Here is a 19,534-nt window from a genome sequence, read left to right on the forward strand (position 1 = left end):
CGTCAGTTGCCAGCCTAAAGAAAACGAGATCGATGCCGCTGCAAAGCCGCATCGATCTCGTCATTTATGGCGTCAGGATTGCATTACCTGCGCACTATTTGCTCACCAGAGGTAACGCAGGCCGGCAGTAATCCGATTGACCTGGTTGTGTGACTCCGTCTGGAAGTCGTAATCGGCAAACAGGTTCAGGCGCGCCGTCGCTGCGTAAGAAAGATTGACGCCAACCAGCGCGGCATCACGCCCAAAATCCACGCCTTTTACGGTGAACGGGCTACCAGGCGCACCGATCAAGGTGGCCTGATACTGCGCCTGCGCATCCATGAATTCATGCATCCAGCGCAATTGCGCGCCAAAGGTAAGAACGCCGCTGGAGAGCGCCAGATCCCTGCTCAGCCTGACGCCAATACTGCTGCGCAGGCTGTTGAGGGTATTGGCCTGGCCTGAAATGCCAAGATTGTCGGCATCGGTTTCGGTAAATCCGTCCTGGCGCAAACGCGTGTAATGCAAGGCGCCAAAAGGCTGCAGCACGGTTTGTTGATCCAGCTTGATGCGATAACCCGACTCGCCGTACAAGCTGGCCTGGCGGCCGTCATAAGAGCCCTGCGCGCGCAGGCTGCCGGTTCCGGTCAGCACATCGCGCTGGATCTGGGTATTCTGGAGGGCATAACTGGCGATGGTGTCGACATAAAAAGGCCCGGGGCTATAACTGGCATACGCGCCGATCTTATAGCTGTCGAGTTTGCCATTGCCGTTGTAGTCGTCGAAATCTGCCTGCATGTGCGCATAATCGAGACCACCGCCGACGATCCAATCGCTGCCCACGGCACGATCGGCACCGGTACTGATGCCACCGATCGTGTAGCGCGCACCGGCGGTATCGCCAGTCGCGCTCAATTTCCCGAAAGATCCATACGGCCGAACCCACACGCCGTTATCGCTATCCTTGCGCTCGCCTTGACGCTGGGTATCCAGGCGCATCGACAAGGCCCGGCCAAACAGATCGTTTTCGCGCAAGGCAAGTTGCGAGAAAGTCGCGTGAATACCGCCGGTCAGGCTGCCGACTGTGGCCTTCAGATCATCTTTATCCATCAGATTAAGTGAGTCCACTGTGGCCGCCAATGCGCCGCTGGCGACCGGCACGCCGGCAGGCGTAACAGGAGCGGGCGTCGGATCTGCCGGGGTGACTTGCGGACGGCTGCTGTCGATGGCTTGGCCAATGGCTGAGTCATTCCCGCTAGGCACCACCGTAGTGATCGGAGCACGCGTAATGACGAGGTAGGCATGGCCGTTGTCGTACTCCAGGGTCGGCGTCAGCAAAGCCGTGGCATTCGCCTGCAACTGGCTGAAATTGCCGGTCACGCCGCCGGCGCCGGTGACTATCGGCAGCTTTACCTGATCCGCATAAGCTCCCGGCAACATGGTGGCGTTGACGGTGCCGCCCAGCAGGCTGGCGCTGCCGCCCACGGTCAGCAAGCCGGCGGAAACCGGGGACGCCTCGGTCTGAAATATCGCATTGGCTGCATGCGTGTAGTTGCCGGTCACCGTTAACCCGCCGGTGCCATCGCCGACGCCGGGATGCAAGGTTCCCTGATTGAGCAGGTTGCCAGCCACAGTGCCGCCGCTGCCGGCCAGCGTAGCGCCCGCCGAAATCGTGGTTGCTCCGCCGACGGTGCCGGTCAGGTTGAACATGCCGCTCTGGATTTGCGCCGTTGTGAAGGTGCCGTTGCCGCTCCAGTTCCAGCTGTCGCCCTGCGCCAGCAGGGTTGCAAAATTCGTGAACGCATTCGACGCCGTGCCGGATCCCTGCAGCACCAGGCTGGTGCCAGCATTGCCGCCGCCATCGGCAGCGCCGTTGATTACCGAACCGGTTTGCAATATCAGCGTATTGCTGCCATGTCCCATCGAGATCGCTGTACCGACTCCGCTCTGCACAAGGCCCGCATTGATGACTGTGGTGGCGCCATTCAAGGTTCGAATGCCGATGCCTTGCTGGCTGATGATCTGGCCGCCAGCCTGATTCTCAATACTGGCATTGAAGCCGGAGCTCACCGTATTCGAGAACACCGCTTCGGAACCGTTGCCGGTTGCATTGATGCTGCCGCTGTTAACCAATTTGTCGTTGTTGCCCTGCATGTACACCGTGGTGCTGCTGGCGCCGCTGGTCGATAAACTGCCGCTATTGGTGACTGTGCCGCTGCCACCGAGAATCGAGATGGCGCGCGCGTTGCTGCCCGATGTCGTGACCGTGCCCGAATTATTGACGTTGTTGTTCGACTGGCCGACATTAGTCTGCCCCCATGCCGCCGATATGCCATAGGCGTTCGGGCCCGATGTCGAAATGGAGCCTTGATTGATTAGCATATTGCCGCTGCCGTTGGCAGCCATGCCATCGTTAAAGGCACCGGTTGTCGTGATGCTGCCTTGGGCCGCGTTGGTCAGCTGGTTGTTGTTATTGACGCCCAGCAGCGCCGCGCCACGATTGCCGCCGGTGCCACCGCCGCCTGTTAACGTGACACTGCCATTATTGACAATCGTGCTAGAGGTATCAACGCTAAAAGCAATGGGGCTGGTGCCGCGCGCAATGTTGGCGACGACGGTCGAATCCAGCGTGACGGCGACGCTGCTGCTACTGGCTTGGGCAAGCACCGGTGCCGTAAAGTTACCAGAGCAACTTACCGTGGCGCCGCTGGCGGGAGCACTATTGGAGCATGCCGCATAGGATGGCGCCGCCACCGCCCCTCCGGTAAATGCGATGATGACACTGGCAATTTCTCTCTTACGTAGCAATAACATGGCTAAGTCCTCAATCAATGCACAAAAATTTGCGCCTAAGTTGTGAAATCAATGCTAGTTACTACTAAACAACAATAGCTGTATTGAAATACTCTCACGTTTTGCCTATAGCGGCGAGAAAAATGGCAAAACTGATATCTAAGCTTTCTCGAAAAAAAAACAAAAAAAAACGGCACATCATTCACGATGCGCCGTTTTTATGTTCCTGCAGACCAATTTTACAGAATATGCTTACCGATCCACCAGGCAATTGCCGCCATGAAGGCCGATGCCGGAATTGTCAGCACCCAGGCCCAAACGATATTCCCGGCAACGCCCCAGCGCACTGCCGAGACGCGTTTCGCCGCGCCGACGCCGACGATAGCGCCGGTGATGGTGTGGGTAGTCGATACCGGCACGCCTAACATAGTGGCCAGGAACAACGTGATCGCACCGCCGGTTTCAGCACAGAAGCCACCTACCGGTTTCAGCTTGGTGATTTTTTGACCCATGGTCTTGACGATACGCCAGCCGCCGAACAAGGTCCCCAGGCTGATCGCGCTATAGCAGGAAATGATCACCCACCATGGCGGCAGACTATCGGTCGCCTGCGAAAACCCGGTCGCAATCAACAGCATCCAGATGATGCCGATGGTTTTTTGCGCATCGTTGCCGCCGTGTCCCAAGCTATACATGGAAGCCGATACCAGTTGCAGGCGACGGAACCATTTGTCGACCTTGCGCGGCGTCGAGCGTACGAAGATCCACGAGACCAGCACCATCATGATGGAGCCGAACACAAAGCCCAGCAGCGGCGACAAGACGATGAAAGCAATGGTCTTGATCAGCCCGGCCGAGATCAGCGAACCGGTGCCGGCCTTGGCCACTGCGGCGCCAACCAGGCCGCCGATCAATGCATGCGACGACGACGATGGAATGCCGTAATACCAGGTCAGGATGTTCCAGCAGATGGCGCCAACCAGTGCGCCGAACACCACGTAATGATCGACCACATTGGGATCAATCGTCCCCTTGCCGACCGTGGCCGCAACGTGCAGCTGGAACACCGCAATCGCGATAAAGTTGAACAACGCAGCCATGGCAACCGCTTGTTGCGGCTTCAGGACGCCGGTGGAAACCACCGTGGCGATGGCGTTGGCGGCATCATGAAAACCGTTCATGAAGTCGAACACCAGCGCCAGTGCAATGAGAAAGACGAGAACGTAAATACTGATTTGAAGGGTGTGCATGAATAGGTTGTGTCGTCGTTTTTTGAGATTACGTCAATCCGGCAAGTGCTTGTGACTCCAGCCGGGGTGGGCAACGCGATTGGCGCCCGGTAATCGTTTAAGTCGAATTGGAAGAACAATGCGGCAACGGCACCAGGCCGCCACCGCCCTACTCTGCATCAGGCGTTTTCTACGATGATGCCTTCAATGATATTGGCGACATCTTCGCAACGATCGGTAACCGTTTCCAGCAGTTCATAGATCGCCTTGAGCTTGATCAAGGTGCGGACATCAGGCTCATCGCGGAACAGTTTCGACATGGCGGCGCGCATCACATGATCGGCGTCCGATTCCAGACGGTCGATCTCGACGCAGATTGCCAGGATTTCACGCGAATTGTCCATGTTGTGCAGCAAGCCGACTGCCGCCTTGACCTTCTCCGCGCAACCCAGGCACAGTTCAGCCAGACGCTTGGCTTCCGGCGTGATGGCCTTGATGTCGTACAGGGAGATGGTCTGCGCCGCATCTTCCAGCAGATCCAGGATGTCATCCATGCGCGTAATCAACTGATGGATGTCGTCACGATCGATCGGCGTGATGAACGTCTTGTGCAGCATGTCGATGGCATGATGCGTGACCTGGTCAGCCTGCTTTTCGATACCTTCAATTGCATGCACGCGAATTTCCAGATCGTCGAAATTCGTCATTAACGCCACCATTTCCTTGGCTCCCTTGACGCATAACTCCGCATGCTGATTAAAGAGCTCAAAGAATTTGCCCTCGGTGGGCATCAATCGTCCAAACATGTTTATTCTCTCTTCTGAGGTTAAGCTGAATCTATTACTAAATATATTGATTTAAAGCAAACAAATGTCACGAAACTGAAATATATCAGGCTCGCCCACTTATTGCTAAACAGGATTTGTGGATTTCTTCGCCGCCGGTGTTGACTAAAAACAACGGAAATCAATCTCCGCCGTATGGCGCATCCAAATTACCAACGTAATTATCGAATTTTGTATATTGACCGAGGAAACTCAGTCGCACGCTGCCAATCGGCCCGTTACGCTGCTTGCCGATGATGATTTCGGCAGTGCCTTTTTCCTGTGAATCGGGGTTGTAGACTTCGTCGCGGTAGATGAACAGGATAACGTCGGCATCCTGCTCGATAGCGCCAGACTCACGCAAGTCGGACATGACCGGGCGTTTGTTGGGACGCTGCTCCAATGAGCGGTTAAGCTGCGACAAGGCAATCACCGGACATTGCAATTCTTTCGCCAGCCCCTTCAGGTTTCGCGAAATTTCCGAAATTTCGGTCGCGCGGTTTTCACCGGCGCTATTCGCCGACATCAGCTGCAAGTAATCGATGATGATCAAACCCAGCGTGCCGCATTGGCGCGACAACCGACGCGCCCGCGCCCGCAATTCGATCGAGCTCAGCGCCGGCGTTTCATCGATGAACAACTGCGCATCGTTCATCTTCTGGATTGCATGCGTCAGGCGCGGCCAGTCTTCGTCGTTCAGGCGGCCGGTACGCAAGCGATGCTGGTCAAGCTTGCCGACCGAACCGAGCATACGCATGGCGAGCTGGGCGCCGCCCATTTCCATCGAAAAAATCGCCACCGGCAAACCGCTGTCGAGCGCAACGTTTTCACCGATATTCACCGAGAACGCGGTCTTACCCATCGATGGCCGTCCGGCCACAATCACCAGGTCGCCCTTTTGCAGGCCCGAGGTCATCTTGTCGAGATCAATGAAACCGGTCGAGACGCCGGTGATATCGCTCTGGTTGTCGCGGTTGTAGAGTTCGTCGATACGCTCCACCACCTGCGTCAGCAAGGGCTGGATTTCCTGGAAGCCCTGCGCGCCGCGCGCGCCTTCTTCGGCAATCGCAAAAATCTTGGACTCGGCCTCGTCCAGCATCTGCTTGACTTCCTTGCCCTGCGGGCTGAATGCCTGCCCCGAGATTTCATCGGCTACGGTGATCAGCTTGCGCAACACGCCGCGGTCGCGCACGATTTCAGCGTAACGGCGGATGTTGGCTGCGGACGGGGTATTTTGCGCGAGTGCGTTGAGATAGGACAGGCCGCCAACTTCCTCTGCCTTGCCGGTCCCGCTCAGCGATTCAAAGACCGTGATGACGTCGGCCGGCTTGGTGCTGTTGATCAGCTTGACCATGTGCTGGAAAATAATCCGATGGTCGTAACGATAGAAATCGTCGGCGCTCACGAAGTCGGCGATCTTGTCCCAGGCCGCATTATCCAGCAGCAATCCTCCTAAAACGGACTGCTCGGCTTCGATTGAATGGGGTGGTACGCGGAGGGAGTCAAGCTGTGGATCTGATGGTGCTTTAGAAGGTGCTTTCATGGCGCGAATTATACCTGTTTCACCCACCGCACCCAAAACAATGGACATAAAAAAAGCCGGGAAAACCCGGCTTTTTTATTACTGCAATATCTTTTTATTAACAGCGTATTAAACGTGCTCGCCGATAACTGCGATAGTGATGTCGATCACGACATCAGTATGCAATGCGACTGCAACAGCGTGTTCGCCGGTAGTCTTCAGCGGGCCGTTCGGCAGGCGAACTTGTGCTTTTTCAACAGCAAAACCTTGCTTGGTCAACGCTTCAGCGATATCGAAGTTGGTGACGGAACCAAACAAACGGCCGTCCACACCCGATTTTTGCGAAATCTGCACGGTCAGACCGTTCAGCTTCTCGCCTTGAGCCTGGGAAGCGGCCAGCTTTTCAGCTGCAGCTTTTTCCAGATCAGCGCGCTTCGCTTCGAATTCAGCGACAGCAGTTGTTGTAGCACGACGTGCCATACGTTGTGGAATCAGGAAGTTACGTGCGTAACCGTCCTTGACGCGAACAACTTCACCCAGATTGCCGAGATTAACGACTTTTTCCAACAGAATGACTTGCATGTTTTTCTCCTATTTCAAGTCGTCAATTAAGCGTTGTGCAGATCGGTGTATGGCAGCAGCGCCAGGAAACGCGCGCGCTTGATCGCGGTGTCCACTTGACGTTGATAGATTGCCTTGGTGCCGGTCAGACGTGCTGGCATGATCTTGCCGTTTTCCTGAACAAAATCCTTGAGCGTGTCGATATCTTTGTAATCAACGCTAGCAACGTGTGCAGCGGTGAAACGGCAGAATTTCTTGCGCTTGAACAGCGGGTTTTGTTGTTGACGCTTGTTTTTCAGTTTGCTTTTATCGAACTTTTTACCGAATGCCATTTTTGGCTCCTGTATCTAAATAATTAATCTGCAATTGCAGCTGTGCTTCCTGAGGAATCATCGGCTTCGACTGCAGCGAAATCAGTGATGTGAAATACCAGGCTTCTACCGTTGCGGCTCTTGCGTGCCATGAATCCAGTGAACCAGAATGTGCCTCCCAATGCCGCCGCGCTGAATCTTCCCGAAATCTCGCCGACGGCTAGCGCGGCAAGTTCAAATTCGATCAGACGCTTGATGCCTGCTTCAATCGGTTCCGAGCGGTGCTGCAAAGTCGCAGATACGATCGGGATGCCTGCCGGTGTGTAGCGTATGACTTCACGCTCGGCGATTTCGGCTACCAGTTGAAACACGTTATTGGGTTGACTCACTCCTGATGGACTCGATGGATAGGCAATGAATGCGGGTAGGCGGCCAGGTAAATATTAGGCTGCCGGCGCTTCAGTGCGATGGCTCTTGGCTGCATCTTCCTTCTGCACGGCCTTCATCATTGGCGAAGGACCAGTTTCGGCCTTCTTCAACTTGACGGTCAGATGACGCAATACTGCATCATTGAACTTGAAGCCGGTTTCGATTTCAGCCAGAGTTTCGCTGTCGCACTCGATGTTCAGGCAGACGTAATGTGCTTTTGCCAGTTTCTGGATCAGGTATGCCAGTTGGCGGCGGCCCCAGTCTTCCACGCGATGCACGGTACCGCCACGGGTTGTGACGATGCCTTTGTAGCGCTCGATCATTGCAGGCACTTGCTCGCTTTGATCTGGATGGACGATAAATACGATTTCATAATGACGCATGTAAGCTCCTTTTGGACGGATTGAAAAATCGCCCACCTCGGCGTCAAGACGAGTGTGGGAAGAGGAAAACCAGCAATAATACTAGCATTTGCAACAAAACTCAACGCTTTCAAGCCCTTACGCAAAATTCCTGTTCTACGTTATGGCTTATATGCATCAAATTGTCTTGCATTCGCACAAATACTGTACAAAAATACAGACTGTTGTTATGCACAGCATTGAACGAGTCAGGTTTTGCGCCTTTTCTGGGCTCTCAGCACAGAGAATACGCAAAGCAATTCGCCACGCTGCAATGGGCGCCTGCGTTGCGCCCCTACATTTCGTACCGCAAATATATGATCAAATTGACCGCACGCCAGCAACAAATCCTTGACCTGATCAAGAGCGCCATCGAAAACACCGGCTTCCCGCCGACGCGTGCCGAAATCGCCAACGAACTGGGTTTTCGCTCAGCCAATGCGGCGGAAGAGCATCTGCAAGCCTTGGCGCGCAAAGGCGCCATCGAAATATCACCCGGCACCTCACGCGGCATCCGCCTGACGGAAACGCACCAGTCCGGCGGCCGCAACCATGCCACGCAGCTGGCGCTGCCACATCCAGCCTTGATGCAGCTGAGCCTGCCGCTGGTCGGCCGGGTCGCCGCCGGGTCGCCGATACTGGCACAGGAGCATATCCAGGCCAGCTACAACGTCGACCCAGCCCTGTTCAGCGCCAAGCCCGACTATCTGTTGAAAGTGCGCGGCATGTCGATGCGTGATGCCGGCATACTGGACGGCGATCTGCTGGCAGTGAAAAAAACCGACAGCGCCCGCAACGGCCAGATCGTGGTTGCCCGCCTGGGCGACGACGTTACCGTCAAGCGCTATCAAAAGAACGGCTCGGTGATTCAACTATTGCCGGAAAATCCCGACTTCGAGCCGATCATCGTCACGTCAAAGCAAGAGGATTTTGCGCTGGAAGGCTTGGCGGTTGGTTTACTGCGCAGCTGGGCCTGACAACACGACCAAAACGCGACTAAATATGATGCGCGCCGATAGCAGTCGGCGCGCAACCCGCAGCATCCGCGGCCATCCGAAACGCCGGCAGCATCAGATATTAAGCCGCCACGCGACTACCCGGCACGTCGGTCAGGATCTATCCAGACGTCGCCGCTTGGTTAAAATCTGGCTGGCAATGCCGCGCAGAATATTGACTTCTTCCGTTTCCAGCTGCGCACGTGAGAACAGGCGCTTGAGACGCGGCATGAGTTTCTTCGGACTAGCTGGGTCAAGGAATTCGATTTCGATGAGCGCCTTTTCGAGATGCGCAAACATGCCGTCAATCTCGACCAAGCTGGCAGAGTTGCCCTGAAAGCCAATCTCATTACTCAATGGCAACGGCGCATCTTCCATGGCCGCAACCCGGCACTCATAGGCCAGCACCTGTACCGCCTGGGCCAGATTCAATGACGAATAATCGGGATTTGCCGGGATATTCAGCAGCACATTGCATTTTTCGACAACTTCGTTCGACAAGCCGTAGCGCTCGCTGCCGAACAGCACCGCCGCGTTCAAGCTGACATCCGCTGCCAACTGCGCCGCCAAAGCGCGCGGCGCAGCAAGGGGCGGCGAAAATTCACGCAGGCGGGCACTAAGCGCCGCCGCAAAGTTGCAGCCTTCCAACGCTTGTTCGACACTCTCGACGATACGGGCCGAAGCCAGGATGTCTTGTGCGCCGCTGGCGAAGGCAATTGCTTCCTCACGCTGCAACACATCAGGAAAACGCGGATTCACCAGGATCAACTCGGAAAAACCCATGGTTTTGATAGCGCGCGCAGCGGCGCCTACATTGCCCGGACTGCTGGTTTCGACCAGCACGAAGCGCAGCCGTTTGAAAAGAGACGTATTGGTTTTTGCCAGGTTCATTTAAAATAGCGCCATTACGCGGATTTCAGCGACTAAAAGCTGCCTAACTGGCAGCCCAGTTACTGAGATGTCCATCAAGGACGTCCGCATCGTTCATTATTATTTATCATATAGGTGGTTCTGTTCCCGGTAGGCTACAGTGCCGCCATTTTAACGGAACCAAACCCCGATCATGCATCCTATGCTCAATACGGCTATCAAAGCCGCCCGCCGTGGTGCCGCAGTTATTTCGCGCGCCTCTTTCGATCTCGACTTGCTGAAAGTAACAAAAAAACAGCATAACGACTTTGTCACCGAAGTCGACCAAGCTGCCGAAGCGGCAATCATCGACGTATTGAAGAATGCCTACCCGGATCACGCCATCCTGGCCGAGGAATCGGGCGCTTCCGCCAACCTGCACGATGACAACGAAAACGTCTGGATCATCGATCCACTCGACGGCACCACCAATTTCATCCACGGCTTCCCACAATACTGCGTATCCATCGCCCTGCAACAACGCGGCCATATCACCCAAGCCGTGGTCTACGACCCGACTCGCAACGATCTGTTCACGGCCACCAAGGGTTCCGGCGCCTACCTGAACGACAAACGAATTCGCGTCGGCAAGCGCGACAAGATCGCAGATGCATTGATCGGCACCGGCTTCCCATTCCGCGAAACTGAAGGCCCGGCGATGGACGAGTACATGAAAATGTTCCGCATCATGACACAAAGCTGTGCCGGCCTGCGTCGCCCCGGCGCAGCAGCACTGGATTTGGCCTATGTGGCAGCCGGCCGCCTGGACGGTTTCTTTGAAAAAGGCCTGAAGCCTTGGGATATCGCTGCAGGCGCATTGCTGATTGCAGAATCCGGCGGGATCATCGGCGACTTCTCCGGCGAATCGGATTACCTGTACAAGGGCGATGTCCTGGCAGGCAGCCCGAAGGTATTCGCGCAAATGGTCGGCCTGCTGTCGCCATTCGCTAAAAAATAAAACATTTGCTTCACCAGGACAAGGAGCGAAACGGCCTCCTTGTCCTGGCGCGATCCTGGCACTATCCTGGCAAACAAAACACTGCTTTTGTCATTTCAACTGCGCGGTCGGACGACTACAATGCATGCCATGCGCAACAGCGCAATCGGACAGATTGAACGACTATTCCCCTACTCCCCTACTCGCAGGAGAACAATATGGCAGTCAAACCAATTCCCGACGGCTACTCTTCCGTCACTCCCTACCTCGCCGTCGATGATGCCGCCAAGGCCATCACTTTCTATCAAAAAGCGTTCAATGCCGTGGAACTGTTCCGCATGGAAGGCCCGGATCACCGGATTGGCCACGCAGAAATCAAAATCGGCAACTCGCATGTCATGTTGGCCGATGAATGTCCTGGCATGGAAATCCGCAGCCCCAAAACACTGGGCGGAGCCGGCATCAGCATCATGATCTATGTCGACAATGTCGATGTCATCTACCCGCAGGCAATTGCTGCCGGCGGCGTAGAACTGCGGCCGCTGCGCGACCAGTTCTACGGCGACCGCTCCGGCACCCTGAAAGATCCTTTCGGCCATGTCTGGACCGTCAGCACACACATAGCGGATTACTCGCCCGAAGAACTGAGCGAACGCGCTGCCGCGGCCATGAAAAGCACGCCCTGAGCGAGACGTTGCCAAAGCGCATGCCGCCGTGATCCGCTGGCAGTTGGCGGGGCGCGGCAGCCTTTTCAAGGCGCCCGCCTCCCAATGCATCGGAATTACTTGCCTGTAGAGCGTCGTTGTTATACTCTGCGGCGACACAGCACATTCTCCAGTCAAATACTGCTGTCAAGGAAGTTGCCGGGCTTAGAGCATTAAGCCCCGACAGTCTCCTGGGAGCCAAAATGCTCCATCTCCTCTAATCCGTTTGCCTGCGACTGGCGCCTTATAAAAGGCGACAGGCCGATATTATTCTATTGAGTTGTCATGTCTTTTTCTGAACTCGGCTTGTCCGAAGCCATCGTTCGTGCCGTAACCGAACACGGCTATACCACCCCTACCCCAATCCAGACCCAGGCTATTCCAGCCGTGCTGGCAGGCGGCGATTTGCTTGCGGGCGCACAAACCGGCACCGGTAAAACTGCCGGCTTCACCTTGCCGGTATTGCATCGCCTGTCAACTTCTGCGACCAATCCGGTTGGCAGCCAGCGCCCGATCCGCGCACTGGTATTGACGCCAACGCGCGAGCTGGCAGCCCAGGTAGAAGAAAGTGTTCGCCTGTACGGCAAGTACCTGAAGCTGACCTCCGCCGTGATTTTCGGCGGCGTTGGCATCAACCCGCAAATCAAGTTGCTCAAGCACGGCGTCGATATCCTGGTGTGTACGCCAGGCCGCCTGCTGGATCACATGCAGCAAGGCACCGTCAACCTGAATCACGTTGAGATTCTGATCCTCGACGAAGCCGACCGCATGCTCGACATGGGCTTCATCCGCGACATCAAGAAAATCCTTGCAGTGCTGCCGAAGAAACGCCAGAACCTGTTGTTCTCGGCAACCTTCTCGGACGAGATCAAGCTGCTTGCCGACAATCTGTTGAACTCGCCAGCCATGATCGAAGTGGCGCGTCGCAACTCGACCGTGGAAGTGATCCAGCAAAAGATCCATCCGGTTGATCGCGACCGCAAGCATCCGCTGCTGGCACACCTGATCAAGACGCACCAATGGTCGCAAGTGCTGGTATTTACCCGCACCAAGCATGGCGCCAACAAGCTGGTCGAACAGCTGGAAAAAGACGGCATCAGCGGCATGGCGATCCACGGCAACAAGAGCCAGTCGGCGCGTACCCGTGCGCTGTCTGAATTCAAGGACGGTAGCCTGCAAGTCCTGGTGGCGACTGACATTGCGGCCCGCGGCATCGATATCGACCAATTGCCGCACGTGGTCAACTACGACCTGCCGAATGTACCGGAAGACTACGTTCACCGCATTGGCCGCACCGGCCGTGCCGGCGCTACCGGCGAAGCAGTTTCCCTGGTTTGCGTCGATGAACATCAGATGTTGAAAGACATCGAGAAGCTGATCAAACGTGAATTGCCGAAGGAAGTCATCGCCGGCTTTGAACCCGACCCTAACGCGCGCGCCCAACCTATCCAGTTGCGAAGCGGTGGTGGCGGAAATCGCGGCGGTGGCGGTGGTGGACGCGGCCGCCCACAAGGTGGTGGCGCATCGGCTCCTGGCGGCGCCAAACCGAATCAAGGCCCATCACGTGGCCATGGCGGTGGCAACGGTTCACAAGCACGTCCTGCGGCGCCACGGCGCTCGGGCGGCCGCGGTCGCTAGGAAGTAAAGGAGCGAGTTAGCTAACGCGGCTAAACGCTTCCTGACGCAGCAAGAAGAATCGATGGCGCTCGCACTGCGGGCGTCATCGCAAACATTCAACAAGGCGCGTCGAATGCAAAGGGCCAAGGCCCTAGTCCAATTGGAGCCCGCTTACAAAGGGACGCTCAATGTCGAAACACCAATCCCTCATTACCCCCGCACCGTCAGTATTTATTGCCTCTTCACGCATATGTCGAAGAATCAATTCAGACAATCTGTCAAACCTTCATAGACCGTTGTCGACGTTCCCGGCAATCTTGCATGGATCGGATCGTTCCCGGACAGTGCGCTATAGAAGGACGCCAGCGGCGTATTCGGCGCCAGTGGAGTACGGCACGCCCAAGTACGGGCATCGACCATGACCTTGCCGGTAGTTTCGTTGACCTCGGCATTTCCTCCTGCAAATATCCAGACACACTGCCCCATCACGCTGTCAGCCTTACGCACCGAACAGCGGTAGCGCAACGCCTGCAGATTGCTGAACTCGCCTTCACAGAAGGTATCACCGCAGACGTCATCGAAATCGCGCACCAGGCGCTGCTCCAGGTCATGGAAGACGTCCCAGCCTTGCTCATTGGATGGGTAGTGCAAGGCATCAACATACTCATCCGCAGCCGCCGGCAGTGCCGCCGCCGCTAGCGCCAGCATCAAGGCAAAACCAAGCATCGCTCTTATGCGACGAACACTCCTGTTAAGCAAGCAACTGGCAGGAATGAGCGATGCAGAAAGTTCTGTTCTGCGATTAAAAATACGCATGCAATTCTCCTCTGATTCAAGTGGACAAGAGTGCACCGCGGCGAGCATATGCCGCCGGATGCAAGGCACGAAAATGCCTGTTCGCATCTTGCAATTGAATAAGGATGCGGATCAATCAGCCGCTCCTTAACTCGCCTTGAGGTTTATCGCGATAATGTTTTGTGACGGGATTAGTCGCATGCAGAGCACATGCTGCGCCGTTCTGAGCACGCAATACGGCAAGCGCTTGTTGCTGACTCAGAAACTGCGCCTGGGATCGTGATCGGCACGAGCAAATACGTGCCGCGATGCAAAGGGGAATTGCAAATTAGAAATTGGATTGTGGGGTATTAGGGCGAGAATAAAGGCAGGTAGCACAGGTAGCAACTGCAGGCAGAAAACTGGTCCGGCCGGAGGGAATCGAACCCCCAACATTTCGGGTAGAAGCCGAATGCTCTATCCAGTTGAGCTACGGCCGGATTGATCCGCCATTTGCTACGCTGTTTCCGATCATGAGATATCTTGAAAAAATATCCTTTTAGATCTCTTTGTGCTTGATGTTGCTTGCTACTGATTGATGCCGATTGATGCCGATTGATGCTGATTTTTTGTCAGCTACTTTTGTCAGCTACAAATGAAAAACGGGCTGTCCGAAGACAGCCCGTTTTTTTAATGTGGTCGGAGTACAAGGATTCGAACCTTGGACCCCCTGGTCCCAAACCAGGTGCGCTACCGGGCTGCGCTACACTCCGAGAAGCAAGATAATAAACAGTATTTCGTTTTTTGTCAAATTTTTATACAGGAAAATTTTCTAAATTTTGCTGCTAAAACCGACCCAATAACGGTACTGCCAAACACTTATCTGCTGAAAAACTTGAGAGACGGATTAGACCAGAATTTAGAAAAATATGCGAGAGAAAATCACGTTTTTTTATAAAAATTTGAATCTTTTTTTCTTTCTGCCTAAAACATCAGCAAATCATCAATCCAAAATTATTTATAGGCTGAATTAATTTTGCCGCAACGCCAATTGCGCGCGCTGGAAAATCATTTTAAAACAACTGCCCTTCGCATACTCCGAGGTAATTTGAAGACGGCCGCGATGGCGTAATAGCACATGCTTCACAATCGCCAAACCGAGTCCGGTTCCTTGCGTTGAACGCGAACGCGTTTTATCGACGCGATAAAAACGTTCGGTCAAACGATCGATATGTTCTGCTGCGATGCCGATGCCGTCATCGATCACACTCAATGTCGCGCAGTCGTTTTCCATTGTCCAGCTAACCGCGATACGGCCGCCGTCAGGCGTATAGCGCACGGCGTTCGATAACAGGTTTGCGAATGCGCTTTCGATCTCGTCGTGGTTGCCCTTGAGATCGATTTCCTCGGCCTGCAAGCTGATGCTGTGCTTGCCCGCAGATAAAGCCCGGGCTTCTTCAACCAATCGATTCAGCAGCGGCTTGATGCGCACTGCATCATTGGATGGAGGCTGCACCAGCGACTCCAGCCTGGTCAAGGTCAGCATGTCGGCCACCAGGCGCTGCATGCGCTGCCCTTGCTCGGCCATCAGCTTGAGCTGGCGCTGCCGGGTTTCCTCACCCATCTCGCTACTCAGCGCATGTTCAAGAAAACCGTTGATGACAGTCAGCGGCGTGCGTAACTCGTGCGAAGCATTGGCGATAAAGTCGCGTCGCATGGTGTCCGTTTTTTCGCTTTGCGTGACATCGTGGGTGACCAGTATTTGCCGGCGACTTTCAAACGAAATCAGTTGCACCAGGATTTTGCGGTCGTGATGCATGAACGGCAAAGGCTGGTCGAAACGACCGGACAGCATGTAGTCGACGAAATCCGGGGAGCGAATCAAATTGGTCAGCAGACGTCCTTCATCACGCGCCAGATCGAGACCGAGATGCTTCTGCGCGGCGGGATTGCACCACTCCAGATGCATGACTCCATCGACGATCACAACGCCATCCGGCAGCACGCTCATGGTTTGCCGAAAGCGCGCCAGCCACTCGGCCATTTCGGCGCGCGAGCGTTCATCCTCCAAGCGGACATCCTCCAGCCGATCGAACGCATGCCGCCACAAGCCCCAGGTACGCGGACGCGGACCGCCGACCGGACGATCCATCCATTGCTCGATCTGGTACAACGACCACATCTGCAAAAACAAGAGAGTACTCAATGAGATGCTAAAGAAAACCAGGCCGACCCTGGCGCCGTAAATGGCGCCGAGTGCGACGGCGACCAGCAACAGCAGACCGAACCACAGCAGCACCGGCACCCAGAATTTACGTGCCGTGCGGGAGCTTGCGATCACGCCGCAGGTTCGGCGTTGAGCTTGTAGCCCACGCCTCGAACGGTTTTTACATAGTCTGCGGCAAGCCCGAGCGACTTGCGCAAGCGCATGATGTGAACATCCACGGTACGCTCTTCGATGAACGTGTGATCACCCCAGACTTTGTCGAGCAACTGCGCGCGCGAAAAGATGCGATCAGGATGCGCGATCAGGAAACGCAGCAATTTGAATTCTGCCTGATCCAACTCTATTTCCCGGTTGTCGACGGTGACCTGATAACGATCGGTATCGATTCGGATCAGACCGAGGCTCAACATGCTTTGTCCGAGTTCAGGCACTTTGCGTCGCAATAACGCCTGGATCCGGGCAATCAGTTCCTTTGGTGAAAACGGCTTGGTGACATAGTCGTCGGCGCCCGCATTGAGCCCCCTGACCTTGTCCTCATCCATGCCCTTGGCAGTCAGCATGATGACCGGCAAAGTGGCGCTACGAGGCTGTCCACGCCATTCCTGCAGCAGCGCCAGGCCGGAGGTATCCGGCAGCATCCAGTCCAGCAGCACAGCTTGCGGCAACACACCGACGATAGCCTGGCGCGCCTCGCTTGCGCTATAGGCGATCTCGCAGGAAAAACCGGCGTCGTCCAACGTAAACCGCAACAGCTCGGCGATGCCCGGCTCGTCTTCGACAATCAGAATGTGAGTTTGATATTTCATTAATTTTACTGAGGAGCCAGCCCCCCGCAGCCCTTATGCCGCGGCGACTTTCCCTGCTTTCAACTGATTAAGCAAAAAATTCAGGACAGCGTAATAGCAGCACGGTAAAGGCGCAAGCGTCTTCCCCGTGGCAGTATTCAACTGAGCAATCAAAGCTTCACCTTATCGGCAATCCGGCGCGCCATCGCTTGCGCCTGATCGGCATCCTTGGCCTCGACCATCACCCGGATCAGGGGTTCGGTCCCGGAAGCGCGAATCAGCACGCGCCCGTTGTCGCCAAGCTCCTGCTCAACCGCTTTCATCTCCGCCACCATCGCCGGATTTTTCTTCCAGTCGAAACCGGCGCTGACCTTCACGTTAATCAAGGTTTGCGGATACAGCGTGATATCGGCGGTCAGCTCCGCCAGCGTTTCGCCGTGGCGCTTCAAGGCGGACAGCACCTGCAGCGCAGAGACGATGCCGTCGCCGGTCGTGTGCTTGTCGAGGCAAAGCAGATGGCCCGACCCTTCGCCGCCCAGGTTCCAGCCGCGCTCTTTCATCATTTCCAGCACATAGCGGTCGCCGACATTGGCGCGTGCAAACTCGACGCCCATATTACGGAATGCCACTTCCAGCGCCATATTGGTCATCAAGGTGCCAACCGCACCCTTGACCGGCCCGGTCTTCATGCGATCCTTGACCATCACATACAACAGCTCATCACCGTTATAAATGCGGCCGCTGGCGTCCACCATCAGCAGGCGATCAGCATCGCCGTCCAGCGCGATCCCGATATCCGCGCGATTGGAACGCACCGCCAACGCCAAGGCATCCGGTGCAGTAGCGCCAAAACCGGCATTGATGTTGAAGCCGTTCGGCTGATTGCCGATGGAAATGACCTCGGCGCCCAACTCATGGAAGACGAATGGCGCAATGTGATATGCGGCGCCATGTGCGCTATCGACCACAATCGTCAGGCCACGCAAATCGAGCTCATTTGGGAACGTGCTCTTGCAGAACTCGATATAGCGCCCTGCCGCGTCATCCAGGCGTTTTGCCTTGCCCAATTTATCAGACGTTACACAATCCATCGGCAAATCCAGGGCCGCTTCAATCGCCGTTTCAACCGCATCCGGCAATTTGTTGCCCTGAGCCGAAAAGAACTTGATGCCGTTGTCTTCATACGGATTGTGCGAAGCGGAAATCACGACCCCGGCCGACAGGCGCAAGGCGCGCGTCAAATAGGCAATCGCCGGTGTCGGCATCGGTCCCGCCAGCATCACGTCGACTCCGGCAGCGGCAAAGCCGGCCTCCAATGCAGCCTCCAGCATGTAGCCGGAAACCCGCGTGTCCTTGCCGATCAACACGGTCGGTTTGGCCGCTGCTGACTCCGCTTGCGCCAACACCTTGCCGGCAGCGTAGCCCAGTCTCATCACAAAATCAGGCGTGATCGGCGCAATGCCGACACGACCGCGCACACCGTCCGTACCAAAATATTTTCTTGTCATCTCAATTTTCACTCAATGATTCTTTTTCTACAGCTTGCGCCTGCATCGCGCTGACAGTAATCCCGCCAGACTATGCAAAGCATACATTTATCAGTGCGCCGCCTGCCACACCTTGAGCGCATCAACCGTCTCGGCGACATCATGCACGCGGACGATCTTAGCACCCTGGGCAACTGCGGCCAAAGCGGCCGCCAGGCTGCCTGCCAGCCGCCTCTCGACTGGTTTGCCGGTCAATTCACCCAGCATGCTCTTGCGCGACATGCCGGCCAGCAAAGGCAAATCCAGCGTCTCCTGAATTGCACCAATGCTTTGCAACAATGCAACATTATGCGCTAATGTCTTACCAAAGCCAAAGCCCGGATCGATGCTGATGCGATTTCGTGCAACACCAGCCTGTTCCAACACGTTGACACGCTCCTTCAGGAAGCCGATCACCTGTGCCACCACGTCCTGATACTCCGGATTGAGCTGCATGGTTTGCGGGTCCGCCTGCATGTGCATGACGCACAAGCCGCAATCGCTATCTGCAACGGCTTCCAACGCACCTGGCGCACGAAATCCGTTGATATCGTTGATCAGATCGGCGCCGGCAGCAATTGCTTCGCGCATCACGACCGGTTTGTAAGTATCGATCGACAGCGGTTTGCCGCAGTCACGCAAGGCGTAGATCGCCGGCATGACCCGATCCAGCTCTTCTTCCAGCGACAGCGCAGGGCTGCCGGGACGGCTCGACTCGCCGCCGATATCGATGATATCGACGCCATCCGCAATCATCTGCTCCGCATGCGATAGCGCGAACTCCAGCGAATGAAACCTGCCGCCATCGGAAAAGGAATCGGGAGTGATATTGAGGATGCCCATGACCAAGGGCCTCGCTTCTGGCGTATTGAGCGGCAGGCGATAGCGGCCGCATTGCAGATATTGTTGCATTTTAAAAAATGAAAATCTCGGGGACACCGTAGTTACACAAATAAAAAGGGTGAGGATCGCTCCTCACCCTTTTTCATTAGAATCGATTGCATTTATCGC

The 19,534-nt window shown here is 55.6% G+C and carries 18 protein-coding genes and 2 tRNA genes; 4 read left to right on the top strand and 16 right to left on the bottom strand.

Annotated elements, in window-relative coordinates; all coding sequences use genetic code 11:
• Positions 1-102 precede the first annotated feature (102 nt).
• From ACIPF8_RS13270 to rpsF, 8 genes are all read right to left on the bottom strand, one after another.
• Entirely contained in the window at positions 103-2,793 is a 2,691-nt protein-coding gene (locus ACIPF8_RS13270) for an autotransporter domain-containing protein (protein ID WP_400421611.1), read from the bottom strand.
• Between the two features lie 218 nt (positions 2,794-3,011).
• The gene (locus ACIPF8_RS13275) at positions 3,012-4,022 is read right to left on the bottom strand and encodes an inorganic phosphate transporter (protein WP_061533144.1); all 1,011 of its coding nucleotides are present in this window, start codon (positions 4,020-4,022) and stop codon (positions 3,012-3,014) included.
• A 158-nt stretch (positions 4,023-4,180) separates the two neighbouring features.
• Positions 4,181-4,807, bottom strand: coding sequence for a DUF47 domain-containing protein (locus tag ACIPF8_RS13280; protein ID WP_014006461.1), 627 nt, complete (start codon positions 4,805-4,807; stop codon positions 4,181-4,183).
• 160 nt (positions 4,808-4,967) lie between these two features.
• On the bottom strand, positions 4,968-6,368 hold the full coding sequence (locus tag ACIPF8_RS13285) for a replicative DNA helicase (protein ID WP_400421613.1): 1,401 nt from the start codon (positions 6,366-6,368) through the stop codon (positions 4,968-4,970).
• Positions 6,369-6,476: 108 nt separating this feature from the next.
• Positions 6,477-6,929, bottom strand: coding sequence for a 50S ribosomal protein L9 (gene rplI, locus ACIPF8_RS13290; RefSeq protein WP_400421615.1), 453 nt, complete (start codon positions 6,927-6,929; stop codon positions 6,477-6,479).
• Positions 6,930-6,955: 26 nt separating this feature from the next.
• Positions 6,956-7,240 (bottom strand): 30S ribosomal protein S18, encoded by a 285-nt coding sequence (rpsR, locus tag ACIPF8_RS13295; RefSeq protein ID WP_014006464.1) that lies wholly within the window; start codon positions 7,238-7,240, stop codon positions 6,956-6,958.
• 23 nt (positions 7,241-7,263) lie between these two features.
• Complete coding sequence (gene priB / locus ACIPF8_RS13300; protein ID WP_400421617.1) at positions 7,264-7,608, bottom strand: primosomal replication protein N; 345 nt, start codon at positions 7,606-7,608, stop codon at positions 7,264-7,266.
• 54 nt (positions 7,609-7,662) lie between these two features.
• Entirely contained in the window at positions 7,663-8,031 is a 369-nt protein-coding gene (gene rpsF / locus ACIPF8_RS13305) for a 30S ribosomal protein S6 (protein ID WP_038488331.1), read from the bottom strand.
• Between the two features lie 335 nt (positions 8,032-8,366).
• Between rpsF and lexA the strand changes: the two genes are divergently transcribed.
• Positions 8,367-9,026 carry a transcriptional repressor LexA gene (gene lexA, locus ACIPF8_RS13310; RefSeq protein WP_400421620.1) on the top strand — a complete coding sequence of 220 codons (660 nt, stop codon included), beginning with the start codon at positions 8,367-8,369 and terminating at the stop codon, positions 9,024-9,026.
• Positions 9,027-9,158: 132 nt separating this feature from the next.
• Here lexA and ACIPF8_RS13315 read toward each other — a convergent pair whose 3' ends face one another.
• A complete protein-coding gene (locus ACIPF8_RS13315; RefSeq protein WP_400421622.1) occupies positions 9,159-9,935 on the bottom strand; it encodes an RNA methyltransferase in 777 nt (258 codons plus the stop codon).
• Positions 9,936-10,107: 172 nt separating this feature from the next.
• Here ACIPF8_RS13315 and ACIPF8_RS13320 point away from each other — a divergent pair, with 172 nt between their 5' ends.
• From ACIPF8_RS13320 to ACIPF8_RS13330, 3 genes are all read left to right on the top strand, one after another.
• The gene (locus ACIPF8_RS13320; RefSeq protein ID WP_400421624.1) at positions 10,108-10,911 is read left to right on the top strand and encodes an inositol monophosphatase family protein; all 804 of its coding nucleotides are present in this window, start codon (positions 10,108-10,110) and stop codon (positions 10,909-10,911) included.
• 197 nt (positions 10,912-11,108) lie between these two features.
• Complete coding sequence (locus ACIPF8_RS13325) at positions 11,109-11,576, top strand: VOC family protein (protein WP_400421626.1); 468 nt, start codon at positions 11,109-11,111, stop codon at positions 11,574-11,576.
• A gap of 303 nt (positions 11,577-11,879) precedes the next feature.
• Positions 11,880-13,232, top strand: a complete 1,353-nt coding sequence (locus tag ACIPF8_RS13330; RefSeq protein ID WP_400421628.1) for a DEAD/DEAH box helicase — start codon at positions 11,880-11,882, stop codon at positions 13,230-13,232.
• 240 nt (positions 13,233-13,472) lie between these two features.
• On the opposite strand, the gene ACIPF8_RS13335 is transcribed toward ACIPF8_RS13330, so the two are convergent.
• The 7 genes from ACIPF8_RS13335 to folP all read right to left on the bottom strand — a co-directional run bounded on the left by ACIPF8_RS13335 (position 13,473) and on the right by folP (position 19,435).
• A complete protein-coding gene (locus ACIPF8_RS13335) occupies positions 13,473-13,937 on the bottom strand; it encodes a hypothetical protein (RefSeq protein WP_400421629.1) in 465 nt (154 codons plus the stop codon).
• 471 nt (positions 13,938-14,408) lie between these two features.
• A tRNA-Arg gene (locus ACIPF8_RS13340) sits at positions 14,409-14,485 on the bottom strand.
• Between the two features lie 196 nt (positions 14,486-14,681).
• A tRNA-Pro gene (locus ACIPF8_RS13345) sits at positions 14,682-14,758 on the bottom strand.
• Positions 14,759-15,015: 257 nt separating this feature from the next.
• Complete coding sequence (phoR, locus tag ACIPF8_RS13350; RefSeq protein ID WP_400421631.1) at positions 15,016-16,326, bottom strand: phosphate regulon sensor histidine kinase PhoR; 1,311 nt, start codon at positions 16,324-16,326, stop codon at positions 15,016-15,018.
• Positions 16,323-17,018, bottom strand: a complete 696-nt coding sequence (locus ACIPF8_RS13355; protein WP_400421633.1) for a winged helix-turn-helix domain-containing protein — start codon at positions 17,016-17,018, stop codon at positions 16,323-16,325. Before ACIPF8_RS13355 ends, phoR begins: the two co-directional genes overlap by 4 nt.
• 149 nt (positions 17,019-17,167) lie before the next feature.
• On the bottom strand, positions 17,168-18,505 hold the full coding sequence (glmM, locus tag ACIPF8_RS13360; RefSeq protein ID WP_400421635.1) for a phosphoglucosamine mutase: 1,338 nt from the start codon (positions 18,503-18,505) through the stop codon (positions 17,168-17,170).
• Positions 18,506-18,595: 90 nt separating this feature from the next.
• The gene (folP, locus tag ACIPF8_RS13365; RefSeq protein WP_400421637.1) at positions 18,596-19,435 is read right to left on the bottom strand and encodes a dihydropteroate synthase; all 840 of its coding nucleotides are present in this window, start codon (positions 19,433-19,435) and stop codon (positions 18,596-18,598) included.
• Between the last annotated feature and the right edge of the window lie 99 nt (positions 19,436-19,534).

Origin of the sequence: Collimonas sp. NPDC087041, from assembly GCF_044745265.1 — a bacterium.
In the GTDB taxonomy this organism is placed as follows: Bacteria; Pseudomonadota; Gammaproteobacteria; order Burkholderiales; family Burkholderiaceae_D; genus Collimonas.